The following is a 15,104-nucleotide window of genomic DNA, read 5'->3' as shown; positions in this document are numbered from 1 at the left end:
TCACACCGTCTTCAGCAAGGCCTGCAGGGCAGTGCGGTAGTCCGGATAGCGGAACGCAAACCCAAGCTCCTCCTTGAGGCGCTTGTTGGAAACCCGCTTGTTCTCGCCATAGAACGATCTGGCCATCGGCGAAAGATCCGCGGTCTCGAACGGGATTTCGGGCGGCGCTTCAACGCCGAGCAGCTCCGCGGCATAGGCAACCACATCCTGAGGCGGGGCCGGTTCATCGTCCGTGACGTTGAATACCCGCGTCGACGGTTTTTCCATTGCCGCCTTCAACGCTCCGGCGATATCGGCAACATGAATGCGGTTGAACACCTGCCCCGGCTTCACCAGCCGCCGCGCCGTGCCTTTCCGGAAATTCTCGAAAGCGTTCCGGCCCGGGCCATAGATGCCGGACAGGCGGAAAATCTGAACCGGCAGATCGTTCTCTGCGGCAAATCCCAGCCACGCTTCTTCTGCGGCAACGCGCTGGACGGAGCGTTTGGAGACAGGGTTGAGTGGTGTCTCCTCATCGACCCAGGCACCGTCGTGATTTCCATAGACACCGACGGTGGAAAGGTATCCGATCCAGTGCGGTTTCGCGGCGGCAATCTCGCTGGCATATTGGTTCAGTACCGGGTCGCCGGCCTCGTTCGGGGCGATCGACACCAGAACATGAGTTGCCTGCTTCAAGGCGTCGGCAATACCTGCGCCTTGTGTGTCCCCGTCGAAGAGAAACGGGTCGACCCCGATGTCCCGGAGTGCGTCCGCCTTTTCCGCAGAGCGTGTTGTGCCGCCGATCCAGTCGAACTGGTCGCGCACTTCCTCTACAAATGCCTTTGAAGAAAACCCGGTGCCAAAGATAAACAGACGCATTCGTTCTAGAGCTCCAGATGCTTGCGGCGGATTTCATAAAGCGCAACGCCCGTGGCAACTGCGAGATTCAGGCTGTCGGCCTGGCCGACCTGTGGAATGCGGATCAGGGTGCGGCACGCGGCTGCCATGTCGTCTTCCAGCCCTTTCTGCTCATTTCCCATGACCAGCAGAACCGGCTCTGCGTAGTCTGGTGTGCGATAGTCGACGGAGCCCTTCAGATGGGTCGCAGCGACCGTGCCGGGCCACTTTTCGGCCAGTGACTTGAATTCGTCCTTGCCGAGTTTGGCCAGCGGCACGTGAAAGAGCGAGCCCATGGTGGCGCGCACGGCCTCCACGGCGAAAGGGTCGGTGCAATCGCCGACCAGCATCACACCGGCACCGCCGACGGCATCGACCGTGCGAATGATCGTGCCCAGGTTGCCCGGGTCGCGCACCCGGTCGAGCGCAACCCAGAGCGTGGTGCCGGAAGGGTCGATGTCGCGGGCGCCGAGAAGTTTCTGCTCGTAGACGCCGACAACCATCTGCGGATTGTCCTTGCGTGTCATCGCCGACATGACAGCGGTCGACGCTTCCAGGATCAGCGCCCCGCGCGCCTTTGCGGCAGCGGCGGCTTTTTGTGCGACTGGATTGTCCCGTGCGTCCGGTCCGAGTGCGAGATAGCGAACGCCCCAGCCGGCCTCCAGCGCATCGGTCGCCAGCTTCAGGCCCTCGGCCACGAACAGGCCCGACTGACTGCGGTGCTTGCGCTGCGCAACCAGCCCCTTGATCTCCTTGACGATCGGATTGGAATGGCTGGTGATCTGTTTCACCGCACCCTGGCGTTTTTCGATCATCGGCTGCTCCAGCGCGAAAAGAGCGACGTGGACAGCGCGCGCTTGCCGTCCTCCTCGCGGATGACCAGCTCGCCGGATTCCAGCAAGCCGCCTTCCGTGTCGAGCGTTTCGGCCATCAGCTCATGGATTGAGACGAAGCTGGAACGGATCGCATAGGCGGTCAGGATCATGAAGAGCGCGTCCTTGGCCAGGAGCTGCTTCAGGTCTGCCAGCATGCCCGGCAGGCTGGTGTAGATATCCCAGACCTCGCCCTTGGGACCACGGCCGTATTTCGGCGGGTCGAGAATGATGCCGTCATAGGTGTTGCCGCGCCGAACTTCGCGGGCAACAAATTTCGAAGCGTCCTCGCAGATCCATCGGATCGGCAGATCTTCGAGACCTGACATCTCCTGGTTCTCGCGGGCATAGCCGATGGCCTTCTTGGAGGCGTCCACGTGGGTCACCTGTGCCCCTTCCGTTGCCGGCAGCAGCGAGGCGAGGCCGGTGTAGCCGAAAAGGTTCAGGATCTTCAGCGGCTTTTCCGGCACGCGCTCGCGCTCGGCGCGGATCTTGCTGTTGACCCAGTCCCAATGGGCGGCCTGCTCGGGAAAGACGCCGACATGGCGGAACGACATGAAGCGGCCGTTGTAGCGAACCGGGCCATAGGACATCGGCCATGTTTCCGGAACGCTTCCGGAGAATTTCCAGCGACCCGGACCTTCTTCTTCCGTATCACCGGAAAAGACGGCATCGGCGCGGTTCCAGACACTTTCCTTAAGCCGGCGGGCGCCCATGGCCTGAGGCTCCGGGCGCACGATGGTGAACCGGCCGTAGCGCTCCAGCTTCTCGCCCTGGCCCATGTCCAGAAGCCGATAGTCCTTCCAGCCCTTCGTTTCCAGGATCACCGGCCAGCTCTGGTGTGCAGGCTTGCCGGACGGGGCATAGGTGGAGGCACTGGTCTGATCCGCCACGGGTCTCACTCGTTTTCTGTCAGGTTTGAGGTTTGTTCCGCCATAGAACATCCTGCCTTCATTTGAAAGTAGATTAGACGTTCCAAAGTGTCGGATCCGGTTGCTACGTCGGCTTTAGAACACATTCGTTCAAGGCGTTCCCTGATAAGGCATTCCAGCGCAGCCGAGGCCGCGGGCGGTGTGGGCAATGGTGTATTCACGCGCAAAAGAAAAGGGCGGGGAGCCGAAGCTCACCCGCCCTCCTGGGTCGAAATTTCGTGATCAGGCTGCGGCGACTTCGGACAGGAACTGTTCGACTTCGCGTTTCAGTTCGTCGGTCTTCATGGTCAGTTCGCCGGAGGCTGACAGCACCATGTCCGCGGAAGACGACGTCTGGTCGACGGCCTGCGAAAGCTGCGACATGGATGAAGACACGGCACCGGTGCCTTCCGCTGCGCGCTGTACGTTCTGCGAAATTTCCGCAGTGGCGGCGCCCTGCTGTTCGACAGCCGAGGCGATGGCCGTGGTGTAGGTGTTGACCTCGATCATGGTTTCCGCGATCTCGCCGATAGCGACGACGGATTCCTTTGTCGCATTCTGGATCTCGGTGATCTGGCTGGAGATCTCCTCGGTTGCCTTGGAGGTCTGTGTGGCCAGTTCCTTCACCTCTGCTGCGACAACCGCGAAGCCTCTGCCGGCTTCGCCTGCACGTGCGGCCTCGATGGTGGCGTTGAGAGCCAGGAGGTTGGTCTGTTCCGCAATCGCCTGGATGAGGGTCACCACTTCACCAATCTTGGTGGCGGCTTCCGCCAGCCCTTCGACCTTCTGGTTGGTGATCCGCGTGCCGGTGGTTGCGCGGTCGACGATTTCGGTCGTCTGGGCAACCTGACGGGAGATCTCGCCGATGGAGGCCGCCAGTTCTTCCGCAGCGCTTGCCACGGTCTGAACGTTGTTGGTGGTCTCGTTGGACGATGCCTGGGTCTCGCTGGCATAACCGGCGCTGTCCCGGGCAATTTCCGTCAGGGCCTGGGCAGTTGTGTCGAGGCCACCGGCGGTGGTTTCCACAGAGCCGAGCGCTTCTTCCGCCTTGGTGCGGAACGAGTGGATCAGGCTGTCGATACGCGCCTGACGCTCTTGCCGGGAAGCTTCCTCACGGGAATTTTGCTCCTGCAGGTGGGCGCGTTCGACTGCGTTGTCGCGGAACACCTGAACCGTACGGCTCATGTCGCCGATCTCGTCACCGCGGTCGATGCCCGGGATCTCGACTTCATTGTCGCCGTTTGCAAGGCGGTCCATGACGCCGGTGATCGTGCGGATCGGGCGAGTGATGGCCAGGTTCAGCACGAAGGCGAGACCGATGCCGCCGAGAATGGCAAGCAGGATCGTGACGGCAATCTGAACTTTGGCAGCGGTCGCAGCGGAATTGGCCGCCTGCGACTGTGACGCGGAAATCGACGTGATGTCGGCACTGACCTTGCGGGTCAGGTCGTCAAGCGCCTCACGCTTTGCCGCGAGATCGGCTTTGGTGACAAGCATTTCGCGGAAGGACTTGTCGAGCGTGGCGACGGAATCCGGGATGGCGTTGATCGCATCGGCGGCGGACGGCAGGATCATGGCGTATTTCACCATGTCCTTTTCCAGCTTCGCGAGATTGGCGATCTCTTCTTCCACGGCAGCCTGGTCATTGGCTCCGAATGCGCCAAACAGGTATAGCGTTTCGGCGCGGGCGGCCAGGGCCAGCTCGCTCAGGCTGGTGGCCTTCTCGGCGATCGATCGCACTGTTGCCAGTCGGGTGGATGCAGTCAATGCATCGGTCTTGGCCTTGGAGACCACCGGGTGAACCTGTCCGAGGATATCCACGGTAAACTCGTTCATACCATTGATCGCATCACCGACCGCCTGGCGTGCTTCATAGGCTTCGGAAAAACCGAGATCCTTGGTCAGATTTTCCAGCGAAGCGTTCAACTTGTTGGCCTGAGCGGCCAGCTTGCTGACGGTCTTGCGGTCGATGCCGTCAATCTGCTTGTACTTCATCTGCTTCGTGGACGTGACGAGGTTGCGCGCCGTGTCGATGGCCGTGGCGAGGTCTTCACCGTCAATGTTGCCGCTGCCCTGCAGGTAGAGCATGTGAACCTTGACGACTTCGTCCTTCAGCTCGAACACCGTACGCTGCAACTGGTTGGCATCGTCCAGCTGGCTGTTGGCTGCAAAGGCTTCGGCGCTGATGCGTTTTTCTTCCGTCAGAACGGCATCGCTGATGGTCGCCGCCAGTGCTTCCAGGTCGTTGGTGCTTTTCTGGAGCGTTCCCAGGCGGTCTTCCTGTTGAACAGTCTGCTCGACGACCTGTTCGAAAGTGGTCGAGAAGTGGGAGACCGCGTCCTTGGCACCGGCAACCTGGGTCTGCGCGGCGTCGTCGCCCGCGACCTCGCGGCTCAGAAGGTCAAGTTCGGTCTGCAGCGTTGCGACAGCTTCAAGAACCGAATTGCTGAGGTCTGCCGATGGATTGTTGAGATAGTCTTCGCGCTGCAAGGACGTGGCCTGCACCTGGCTGGCAACCTTGGCGGCCTGATCAGCGACGACGAAGCGTGAAGACAAGCCCTGAATGGCCAGAAACCCCACGCCGCCGACGACTGCGGTCAGCAGCAGAACAGCCAGAAAACCGCCGCCGACCTTGAAGCCAAATTTCAAGTCGGTCAGAATCTTCAATATTCGTTTCATCATATCCCCGCACAGCCGGAACAACTGCATTGTCGTTCTGTCAGTATTGCGGAGTGCGATGAACATTAGGTAAATCGCGAAATTTATCTTCAGGTAATATTTAGCTGAAGAAGAAATGGGTAAATTTGAAAATTTGCTTCAAGTGTTGAAAATATATATGCGGCACTAAGGAAAGCTCGGTTGTATATTCGATTTATACATGCTGACCGCCGTTGATGTGAATTTCTGATCCACTGACATAAGAAGACTTTTCCGAACACAGGTAGAAGATCGTGTCGGCGACTTCATTCGGCAGGCCAAGACGGCGCAGTGGAATGTCTTCGATCATCTTTTCGGTTCCTGGCGACAGGATCGATGTGTCGATCTCGCCCGGAGCGATGGCATTGACGCGAATTCCGTGCGGACCGAAGTCGGCCGCCATTTCCCGGGTGAGGGCTGCCAGCGCCGCCTTGGAGGTGGAATAGGCGGTTCCGGCGAAGGGATGCACGCGCATGCCGGCAATCGAGGTCACGTTGACCACGGACCCCTTGGCGTTCTGCAGTTCCTTGAAGAGGCCGCGGCCCAGCAGAATGGGGGCAAAGAAATTCACCTGAAAGACGGTCCGCCATTCGTGCATGGCCGTGGTCAGCGAATCCAGACGTTCTCCATCCGGGCCCTTCGGACTGATCCCCGCATTGTTCACCAGTGCATTGAGACGCGAGCCGTTGGGCTCCAGACGCTTGCGGATTTCCTGGGTGGCGTAGCCGAGGTTCTCCGGATCGGAGAGATCCACCTGAATGTGATCCTCCGGCCCCATAGGCCAGGGACATTTGTCTGAAAACGCCTGCCGGGAGCAGGTGATCACCCGCCAGCCTTCTGCGGAAAACCGCTTGACGGTGGCATGTCCGATGCCGCGGCTCGCACCTGTCAGCACGAGTGTCGGACGCTCGTCGGGGATACCCTTGCCGGTCATGTTATTTCCCTGCTGGCATGCGAAAGTCGTGGAAAAAGTTGACTCCCGCACTCGAGTTTCGTTATTGCGCTGGAATTCGTCAATGCCAATATGTTCGCATATGAGGACGCGCGCCGGATCCTACAATGATCATTTGCTCCTGTAACGTACTGTCTGACAAGCAACTTCGCGAAGCCGCGGAAGAAATGCGTGCAGACCCGAATGGCAAGGTGCCAACGCCCGGAGCTGTGTTCCGTCATCTGGGGTGCCGGCCGCGCTGCGGAAGCTGCTTCCCGTCCGTCATTGACATCATTCACGAAAAAAGTACTGAAGAGCAACCGCAGTCGGAAGAGTCGTCTGTTCAGATGAAGCAGGCCACAAACCGCTAGCACACACCGGCACTTGCCTCAGCAAGGGCATGGTCCGGCACACGGAAATCGATCAACTTCAGGACATCCGCTCACGTGGGAGTGGCCCCGGTTGATCACGCAGGGAGAGGGTCATGAAGGGCGAAGCGCGCGTAATCGAGTATCTCAACAAGGCTCTGCGTCACGAGCTGACGGCGGTGAACCAATATTGGGTGCATGCCCGGCTGCTGGCCGACTGGGGCTTCGGCAAACTGGCCGACAAGGAACTGGCGGAAGCTGATGAAGAACGTCAGCATGCACAGGACCTGATGGACCGGATCATCTTTCTGGAAGGCCTGCCAAATCTTCAGACGATCGATCCTTTGCGCATCGGTCAGTCGGTAAAGGAATGCCTGGAAGGCGATCTGGCAGCCGAATACGTTGCCCGCGCTCTTTACCATGAAGCCCGTGAGGTCTGCCGCGAGCTCGGCGACTATGTGTCCATGGCGCTGTTCGAAAAGTTGCTGAGCGACGAGGAAAGCCACATCGACTTCCTTGAAACCCAGCTCGAACTGATCGAGCGGATCGGCATCGACAACTATTCCCTGCTTCAGGCCAAGTCTGCGGACACCGCCGAATAAGCATCAGGGCTCACAAGCCCGATTTCCTCTGCCGTCGTCGGAGCCAATCTGGCAACGGCAGATATGTTCTGTCGACCATCAGCAGATTATTTAGGCGGCTCAGTTCCGCCGCGCGTTTTGGTCTTCCCCTTTGTTGGCGGACAATTGCACCTATGTGATCCCCTTCTCAGGCGCAGCCGTTGCCCGATCCACTCTCATCAAGAAAATGTACCTTGCCACCGGCTGCCTCCGCGTCTTCCTCGTCGTGCGTGACCAGCAGGACCGGCAAGTCCTTTTGTCTGGCTGCGTCGAAGACCAATGCCCGGATGTCGGCTCGCCGGGCCTTGTCGAGGCTTGAGAAAGGTTCGTCCAGCAGCAGTGCATGCGGTTCGGCGAGAAGCGTTCGCATCAAGGCAACCCGGGTTTGCTGACCACCGGACAATGTCGCCGGGTCGCGGCTGCCGAAGCCCGATAGCCCCGCATCGTCAAGGGCCTGCTGTGCCCTGTCCCTCCGAAGTGATCTCTTGCGAACGGTCGCCGGGATGGCGAACATCAGGTTTTGCAATACGGACATATGCGGGAACAACAAGGGCGTCTGGAACATCAGGCCGATGTGCCGCTCCTGCGCGGGCAGAGATGTGAGATCCTGTCCATCCAGAAGCACCTTGCCACCGGCCTGAAAATCCGGCCGGAGGAAACCGGCAATGAAGTCGAGCAGGCTGGATTTGCCGCTGCCGCTTTCCCCCATCACGGTCAGCACAGTACCCGGTTCAATCCGGCAGTCGATCCTGAGAAGCAGTGCCCCGTCAAGGCGAAGCGCGACATTCTGGAGGACCAGACCTGACGTCTCGTTTTGGGTGTGCATCGGCGGCCTCACCTTTCCAGCCGCATGGCGGCCCTGTTGCGGTGAAGCAGTGCCGGCAGCAGCGTGGCGACCATAAACCCGGCCAGAGGAACGCCAAGCTGCAGCAAGGCCAGCAGCGCGGCGACCTGCCGGTTACCCCCGCTGGCAAGAGCGACGCTTTCGGTGGTGACCGTGGCAATCCGGCCCGCACCGATCATCAGGGTCGGCAGATACTGGCCAACGGAGACCGCGGCTGCGACGGCAAGCGTTACCAGAACAGGCCGCAGCAGCAATGGCAAACGGATCTGCCAGAAGATGCGGCTGCGCGATGCCCCGATGGAGGCGGCGGCCTTGGCATAGCGCGGATCAAGCCGGGCCCAGGGGTCGCTCAGAGCCAGGAAGGCGTAGGGCAGGACGAACACCAGGTGGGCCAGCAAGACGGCGGTAAAGGTGCCGCTGAAATCAGCCGACAGGAACAATAGCTGCAAGCCGAATAGAAAACTGATCTGGGGCAGCAGCAGCGGCAGGAAGACCAGCGACTTCAATCGGTGTCCGGTTGAGATCTTGCGATGGTCGCGCGCTTCCAGCAGCCACAGGGTCAGGGACGTCGCCACAAGGGCGGAGGCACCAGCCAGACCGATGGTCGTGCCCAGGAGGCCCATGCTCATACCCAGCGTGTCGGTCATTCTCATGACATCCCATGCCTGAGGCAGAGCTGCTGGAAACCACCAGGAACGGGCGGCGGACCAGAGGCCGAGAAGCAGCAGCGACAAGACCATGGCTGCGATGATGGTCAGCATGACTAGTAGTCCGCCGTACCTTGCCGTCCGGTCGCGCAGATGGCGACGCCCGGTGTCCAGATGGCGCTTGAAGGCTGCAACAACAAGGCGTTCACCAGTCAGGTAGGTTCCCAGCGCTGCCGCACTGACGGCAAGTTGCAGCAAGGCGCCTGCAGAAGCCATCAGGCGATTGGTCAGGTCCGGGTCGTTCATCCAATGGACGAGCCGTGGGGCAAGCGGGGCCGGTGTCGTTGGTCCGAGGATGGCCGCAACATCGACGACGGATGTGGCATAGGCGACCACTGCCAGCACCGGCAGGCGGATCAGCGGATAGATCTGCGGCAGGACGATCCTGAAGAACGTTGAGACACAGCCGTAGCCAAGGCTGGCCCCCACCTTGAAATACTCCTGGATCTGAGGGCGGTTGAGCGCGGCAAGCGTCATCAGGAACAGAAAGGGCACTTCCTTGGCGACAAGACCGAATGTCATGGCGATGCCGAACGGATCGTTGAGGATCAGAACATCAGGTGGACGGGTCCAGCCGGTTGCCCATGGCGAAACCAGGCGAACCAGAAACCCGGATGGTGCGATCAGAAAGGCAAGACCGATGGCTGCCGCCGCGTGAGGCACGGAAAGCAACGGCGACAGAAACCGGGTCAGGCGCCGGAACGTCGCGGTTCCGGACCAGCCGGCCACGAACAGCAGTACGATCGCCAGCGACACGACAGAGGCCGTCAGGCCGGTGACAAAGCTGAGCCAGACCGAAGTCCACAAACCCGGCTGCTGGAAAAGGTGCCGGGTGGGCTCCAGGGACATATCGCTGCGGCCCAGCGCCGGCAGGTAACCGAAAGCGGGCAGGATTGTTCCGGCAAGACCGGCAAGCACCGGTCCGGCCAGGAGGACCGAGACGAGGATCACCGGAATGGCTGGAACCGCTTTCGGTTGCGTCGGCACGTGCCCCGGCTCACTCGGCGCCGTAACGGGCGGTCCAGGCTTCTTCCAGCGCGCTGACCCAGCTCGGGTGTGGTTCCGGCAGCACCGGGCCGAGCTGTTGAGGTGTCAGCGTTGCCGGTCCAAGGTCGAGCGTGTCGAAGAGAACCTTTTCGGTTTCAGGCAATCCTGCCACGTCGAGGACGGTCGGATCTCCCCAGATGCTCGGATCCTGTTTGCGGGCCTGTGCGGCGGGCGACAACAGGAAATTGGCGAAAACCTTGGCACCTGCCTGGCTGGAACTGTTGAACGGGATTGCAACGAAGTGTGTGTTGCCGATGGTGCCGCCATCCAGAACAAAGGTACGCACGCTTGGTGGCAATTCACCATTGGCAATGGAACTTGAGGCATCGGACGGGTTGAACGAAAACGCTATGTCCAGCTCGCCGTCGGCCAGGAGCTGTCGCATATGCGCGGCATCCTTCGGGAAGGCGCGTCCCTGGCGCCAGAGCGAGCCGTGCAATGCGTCCAGATAGGCAAACAGCGGTTCGGTCATGTCTTCAAAACGGGCTTCGTCGACAGGTTGCGTCAATGCAGACTTGTCCGGAACGGTGCTGACGAGAACCTGTTTCAGGAAGGTCGTGCCATAGAAATTGGGTGGTTGCGGATAGGCGAAGCGGCCTGGATGCGCCTTGGCGTAGCTCAGCAGTGCATCAAGCGTCGCGGGTGGGGTTTCCAGGTGCGCGCTGTCATACATGAAGACCAGTTTGGCCATGCCCCACGGGCTTTCCTGGCCATCTGTCGGAACGGTGAAGTCCTGGACGACAGTCGGCTTGTTTTCCACGTCGACGTAGCGCCAGTTCGGTAGTGTCTGCGCCCACCCGGAGGCCGCCAGCAACCCCTGTTCCTTCATGGCCGCGAAATTTTCACCGTTGATCCAGACGAGGTCGACAGCCCCGCCGCTGCTTTTGCCTACCGACTTTTCGGCCAGGACCTGCGAGACCACCGAGGCTGTGTCGCTGACCTTTACCTGAAGTACACGAACGTCAAAATTGTTCGCAACTTCCCGGGCGGCCCAGGCGATGTAGGCGTTGATGCGCGGCTCGCCGCCCCAGGCATGGAAATAAACGGTCTCGCCTTTGGCGTCGTCCAGAATGGCCTGCCATGCCGGATCATTGACGGTTTCCTGTGCCGGCGAGGCAACCGGCGTCATGAGTGCTCCGAGAAGACCAAGCGTTGCGGCAAGCGTGCGTTTCATCAGAAAATCCCCTGTTGCGGATCGTGTCCGGTTCCCGTTCCCTCGCGCAAGGCACATTGCACGGTCAAGACAAGGCTTTGTGAACGGAGTGACCTGGCCGGGTTGCTTCCCGGTGCAAATCAGACCGGCAGGATATGGGTATCCTTGATCTCCTCCATGACGGCATAAGTATGTGTTTCACGCACACCCGGCAGTGCCAGCACAACGTCGGACAGGAACGCTCGATAGGCTTCCATGTCCTTGACGCGGCTCTTCATGAGATAGTCGAAGCCACCTGCCACCATGTGACACTCCATAATGTCGGTTGACCGTTCGACGGCAATCTTGAAGGCATCGAAAATCTCCGGAGACGTCCGGTCGAGACGGATTTCGACGAAGACCAAAAGACCCCTGTCGACCATCTTCGGATTGAGGCTGGCCGAGAAGTGTTCGATGTAGCCTTCACGCACCAGACGCTTCATGCGTTCGGCCGTCGCGGTTGCCGAAAGATGCACCCGTTCGGCGAGGTCCGTGTTGGTAATGCGGCCGTCCTGCTGGAGAACCTTCAGAATCCTCCGGTCTGTCGTATCAAGCATGGTGAATTTCCCTACAAAGAAGAAATTTACAGAGAAATATACGGAGTTTGACTTCAAAAACAGTGAAAAGAGGACTTCGATTCGAGATATTTTAGGGAAATCTATTGGCCTGGCCCCGCGGGGCCTCTTTGGGAGGTTCTCATGACCGCAACTGTTGCAGCCATGAAGACAGTCAATTCAACCGAACTCGAGCCGTTTCGCCCGGCTTATGCCCCCCATGACAAAGCGCTTGTCGAAGCGCTTCTGAAGGAAGCCAACACCGATCCGGTGGTGGAAAAGCTGATTGATCAGCGCGCCCGCGGCTATATCGAAGACATGCGCTCCGTCCAGGTCGGTCTTGGCGGTGTGGAAGACTTCATGCGCGAGTTCGGCCTGACCACCCGTGAAGGTCTTGCCATGATGGTGCTGGCAGAGGCGCTGCTGCGCGTTCCGGACGCCAAAACGGCCGACAAGCTGATAGAGGACAAGCTGGCCGCAGCCCGTTTCGACGATCCCTCAGGTCCGAAATCCGACACCTGGCTGGTGTCTGCGTCTTCCTGGGCGCTGGGCGTTACCTCGCGTCTTCTGCACCCTGGCGACACACCCCAGTCGATCCTGTCCAGCCTCGTCAAGCGCATGGGCATGCCGACCGTGCGTATGGCGACCCGCAAGGCGATGCGCCTGCTCGGTCACCAGTTTGTGCTTGGCGAAACCATCCAGAAGGCTCTGGAACGCGCCAGGACACAGGAAGCCAAGGGCTACCGCTATTCCTACGACATGCTGGGTGAGGGCGCCCGCACCGCAAAGGACGCAGAGCGTTACTTCCAGTCCTACGCCAAGGCGATTGCCGCCATCGGCAAGGCCGCCGGTGACAAGCAGCTTCCGGACCGTCCAGGCATCTCGGTGAAGCTTTCGGCACTGCATCCCCGCTATCAGGCCGTCAATGGCGAGCGCGTACGCGACGAACTGCTGCCGAAGCTGCGCGAACTGGCGCAGATGGCCAAGGACCACAACCTCAATTTCACAGTCGATGCAGAAGAGGCCGACCGGCTTGAAATCTCGCTGGATATCATTGCCGCCATGCTGACCGATCCGGTCACCGAAGGTTGGGATGGTTTCGGCCTTGCGGTTCAGGCCTATCAGAAGCGCGGCGTTGACTTGATCGACTGGCTGGTCAGCGCGGCGCGCAGGACCAACCGCAAACTGATGGTGCGCCTCGTCAAGGGCGCCTATTGGGATACGGAAATCAAGCACGCCCAGGAAGGTGGTGCGGAAGGCTATCCGGTGTTCTCGCGCAAGGCGGCAACGGACCTGTCCTATCTGTGCTGTGCCAAGCGGATGCTGGCAGCACGTGACGTGCTCTACCCGCAATTCGCCACTCACAACGCGCTGACGGTCGCCCAGATCATCGAACTGTCCGGTGGAAAAGCTGAAGGCTACGAGTTCCAGCGCCTGCATGGCATGGGCGAGAGCCTCTACAAGTCCGTTGTCGAGCGCGACGGCTTTCCGTGCCGGATCTATGCTCCGGTCGGCGGCCACAAGGACTTGCTGGCCTATCTCGTTCGCCGTCTTCTGGAAAACGGGGCTAACTCTTCCTTCGTCACCATTGTGGGCGATGCCTCCGTGCCGGTTGAAAAGATGCTCAAGCGGCCAAAGGAGCTGCTCGACAACGGTCACCACACGGTCAACCGCTCGATCCCGCTGCCGAAGGATCTTTACGGCGACAGCCGGCGCAATTCCGATGGCGTTGAATTCGGCTGTGCGGCGGAACGCAATTTGCTGACGTCCGGCATGGCGAAAACCACGGCACCGTTCACCGACGCCACTCCGCTGGGGGCGGGCCTGAAGCCGTCAGGGGACGCAAACCCGGTGTTTGCCCCGATGGACGGCACCACCAAGGTCGGCACGGTGCGTTTCGCGGACAGCGATACGGCACGCCTTGCTGTCGAAAATGCCCAGAAGGGGTTCGAGAAATGGTCCCGCATGCCGGTTGAAGAGCGTGCGGCCGCCATCGACAAGGTCGGTGATCTGCTGGAGGCAAACCGGGACCGCCTGATGACGATCCTCTCCATGGAAGCCGGCAAGTGCCTGACCGATGGCATTGCCGAAATCCGTGAGGCGGTCGACTTCTGCCGTTATTATGCAGCCGAAGCCAGAAACCTGTTTGGCGAAGGCAAGCTGATGCCAGGGCCGACAGGCGAGGAAAACCGTTACCGGTATCGGGGCCGCGGCGTCTTCGTCTGCATCTCGCCGTGGAACTTCCCGCTGGCGATCTTCCTCGGCCAGATCAGCGCCGCCCTGATGGCGGGCAACGCCGTTGTTGCCAAGCCTGCGGAACAGACACCACTGATCGCCTTCGAAACTGCGAAACTGATGTATCAGGCCGGTATTCCGGAAGATGTCTTTTACCTGCTCCCGGGTGAAGGCGATGTCGGTGCCGCGCTGACCTCCCATCCGGCCGTTGCCGGGGTAGCCTTTACCGGATCGACCGAAACCGCCTGGCTGATCAACGGCACGCTGGCTGCAAAACGCGGCCCGATCGTACCGCTCATTGCCGAAACCGGTGGCATCAACGCGATGATTGTCGATGCGACGGCCCTGCCGGAACAGGTCTGCGATGATGTCATGATGTCCGCCTTCCGCTCCGCCGGTCAGCGCTGCTCGGCACTGCGTATGCTTTATGTGCAGGAGGATGTCGCCGATCATCTGCTGGAGATGCTGGAAGGCGCTGCCAAGGAACTCAGCCTGGGTGACCCGCGCTTGCCGTCCACCGATATCGGCCCGGTTATCGACGAGGAAGCACGCGACAACATTCTCTCCCATGTCGATGACATGAGAGAGAGCCAGAAACTGCGCTATGCCGGCAAGACGCCGCACGGCAAGCTGGCCAATGGCTCCTGGGTGGCTCCGCACATCATCGAACTGGACAAGGCCGAGGCCTTGACGCGGGAAGTCTTCGGACCGGTGTTGCACGTGGTCCGCTACAAGGCGGGCGACCTCGATAAGGTGCTAAACCAGATCGCAGGGACCGGCTACGGCCTGACGCTCGGTGTTCACAGCCGTATCGATGCAACGGTGAAGAAGGTCGTCGACCGGCTGTCCGTCGGCAACGTCTATGTCAACCGCAACACCATCGGCGCGGTTGTCGGCACCCAGCCCTTCGGCGGCTCCGGCCTGTCCGGCACCGGCCCCAAGGCCGGAGGCCCGGCTTACCTCTACCGGTTCGCCCTGGAACAGGTGGTCTCCATCAACACCGCGGCTGCCGGCGGCAACGCAAGCCTGGTGGCAGCCTCGGACGATTGAGGAGCAAGTCCTTCATGAAGCTGTGCAGTGGCCGGACTTGAAACTTGGACTTCGCCAATTGGTCAGACCGGTTCCTTTTCCCCTTGTGAGGTGAGGAGGGGGCTGAACAGCGAATCGGTCATTCGGGCTAAGGCTTCATACCCCCACCCCTCCCCACAACGGGGAGGGGGACCAGGCTCGGCAAGATTTGCGGTAGAGAG

The 15,104-nt window shown here is 60.5% G+C and carries 12 protein-coding genes; 3 read left to right on the top strand and 9 right to left on the bottom strand.

The genetic code is table 11. The annotated features are described in order from the left end of the window. From ACYQ54_RS16410 to ACYQ54_RS16390, 5 genes are all read right to left on the bottom strand, one after another. Window positions 1-858, bottom strand: a complete 858-nt coding sequence (locus ACYQ54_RS16410) for an NAD-dependent epimerase/dehydratase family protein (protein WP_460084097.1) — start codon at window positions 856-858, stop codon at window positions 1-3. Window positions 859-863: 5 nt separating this feature from the next. Continuing rightward, complete coding sequence (locus tag ACYQ54_RS16405) at window positions 864-1,691, bottom strand: TrmH family RNA methyltransferase (protein WP_460084095.1); 828 nt, start codon at window positions 1,689-1,691, stop codon at window positions 864-866. Then, the gene (locus tag ACYQ54_RS16400; RefSeq protein ID WP_460084093.1) at window positions 1,688-2,641 is read right to left on the bottom strand and encodes a class I SAM-dependent methyltransferase; all 954 of its coding nucleotides are present in this window, start codon (window positions 2,639-2,641) and stop codon (window positions 1,688-1,690) included. The genes ACYQ54_RS16405 and ACYQ54_RS16400 overlap by 4 nt, the downstream gene beginning before the upstream one ends. Before the next feature lie 261 nt (window positions 2,642-2,902). Continuing rightward, a complete protein-coding gene (locus tag ACYQ54_RS16395; RefSeq protein ID WP_460084091.1) occupies window positions 2,903-5,338 on the bottom strand; it encodes a methyl-accepting chemotaxis protein in 2,436 nt (811 codons plus the stop codon). 193 nt (window positions 5,339-5,531) lie between these two features. Next, entirely contained in the window at window positions 5,532-6,290 is a 759-nt protein-coding gene (locus ACYQ54_RS16390) for an SDR family NAD(P)-dependent oxidoreductase (RefSeq protein WP_460084089.1), read from the bottom strand. A 125-nt stretch (window positions 6,291-6,415) separates the two neighbouring features. Between ACYQ54_RS16390 and ACYQ54_RS16385 the strand changes: the two genes are divergently transcribed. Together ACYQ54_RS16385 and bfr are read left to right on the top strand one after the other, a co-directional pair. Then, entirely contained in the window at window positions 6,416-6,658 is a 243-nt protein-coding gene (locus ACYQ54_RS16385) for a (2Fe-2S)-binding protein (RefSeq protein WP_460084087.1), read from the top strand. Between the two features lie 113 nt (window positions 6,659-6,771). Then, complete coding sequence (gene bfr / locus ACYQ54_RS16380) at window positions 6,772-7,257, top strand: bacterioferritin (protein WP_460084085.1); 486 nt, start codon at window positions 6,772-6,774, stop codon at window positions 7,255-7,257. A gap of 166 nt (window positions 7,258-7,423) precedes the next feature. Here the strand turns inward: bfr and ACYQ54_RS16375 are convergent, their stop codons facing one another. From ACYQ54_RS16375 to ACYQ54_RS16360, 4 genes are all read right to left on the bottom strand, one after another. Beyond that, window positions 7,424-8,101, bottom strand: a complete 678-nt coding sequence (locus tag ACYQ54_RS16375; protein ID WP_460084083.1) for an ATP-binding cassette domain-containing protein — start codon at window positions 8,099-8,101, stop codon at window positions 7,424-7,426. Window positions 8,102-8,109: 8 nt separating this feature from the next. After that, the gene (locus ACYQ54_RS16370; protein WP_460084081.1) at window positions 8,110-9,813 is read right to left on the bottom strand and encodes an ABC transporter permease; all 1,704 of its coding nucleotides are present in this window, start codon (window positions 9,811-9,813) and stop codon (window positions 8,110-8,112) included. 10 nt (window positions 9,814-9,823) lie between these two features. After that, window positions 9,824-11,002 (bottom strand): ABC transporter substrate-binding protein, encoded by a 1,179-nt coding sequence (locus ACYQ54_RS16365; RefSeq protein WP_460084847.1) that lies wholly within the window; start codon window positions 11,000-11,002, stop codon window positions 9,824-9,826. A gap of 164 nt (window positions 11,003-11,166) precedes the next feature. Next, complete coding sequence (locus ACYQ54_RS16360) at window positions 11,167-11,622, bottom strand: winged helix-turn-helix transcriptional regulator (protein ID WP_460084080.1); 456 nt, start codon at window positions 11,620-11,622, stop codon at window positions 11,167-11,169. Between the two features lie 141 nt (window positions 11,623-11,763). Between ACYQ54_RS16360 and putA the strand changes: the two genes are divergently transcribed. Then, window positions 11,764-14,904, top strand: coding sequence for a bifunctional proline dehydrogenase/L-glutamate gamma-semialdehyde dehydrogenase PutA (putA, locus tag ACYQ54_RS16355; RefSeq protein WP_460084078.1), 3,141 nt, complete (start codon window positions 11,764-11,766; stop codon window positions 14,902-14,904). Window positions 14,905-15,104: the final 200 nt, after the last annotated feature.

It is taken from the genome of Roseibium sp. LAB1 (assembly GCF_054658235.1).
The sequence above is the reverse complement of the archived record's forward strand: the minus strand, read 5'-3'. Positions and strand labels throughout refer to the sequence as shown.

Bases quoted from the DNA above. Each gene is read 5' to 3' on its own strand.
- ACYQ54_RS16395 (WP_460084091.1), bottom strand. From the start codon at position 5,338: ATGAAACGAATATTGAAGATTCTGACCGACTTGAAATTTGGCTTCAAG.
- ACYQ54_RS16375 (WP_460084083.1), bottom strand. From the start codon at position 8,101: ATGCACACCCAAAACGAGACGTCAGGTCTGGTCCTCCAGAATGTCGCG.
- ACYQ54_RS16360 (WP_460084080.1), bottom strand. From the start codon at position 11,622: ATGCTTGATACGACAGACCGGAGGATTCTGAAGGTTCTCCAGCAGGAC.
- bfr (WP_460084085.1), top strand. From the start codon at position 6,772: ATGAAGGGCGAAGCGCGCGTAATCGAGTATCTCAACAAGGCTCTGCGT.
- ACYQ54_RS16385 (WP_460084087.1), top strand. From the start codon at position 6,416: ATGATCATTTGCTCCTGTAACGTACTGTCTGACAAGCAACTTCGCGAA.
- ACYQ54_RS16405 (WP_460084095.1), bottom strand. From the start codon at position 1,691: ATGATCGAAAAACGCCAGGGTGCGGTGAAACAGATCACCAGCCATTCC.
- ACYQ54_RS16410 (WP_460084097.1), bottom strand. From the start codon at position 858: ATGCGTCTGTTTATCTTTGGCACCGGGTTTTCTTCAAAGGCATTTGTA.
- ACYQ54_RS16390 (WP_460084089.1), bottom strand. From the start codon at position 6,290: ATGACCGGCAAGGGTATCCCCGACGAGCGTCCGACACTCGTGCTGACA.
- putA (WP_460084078.1), top strand. From the start codon at position 11,764: ATGACCGCAACTGTTGCAGCCATGAAGACAGTCAATTCAACCGAACTC.
- ACYQ54_RS16365 (WP_460084847.1), bottom strand. From the start codon at position 11,002: ATGACGCCGGTTGCCTCGCCGGCACAGGAAACCGTCAATGATCCGGCA.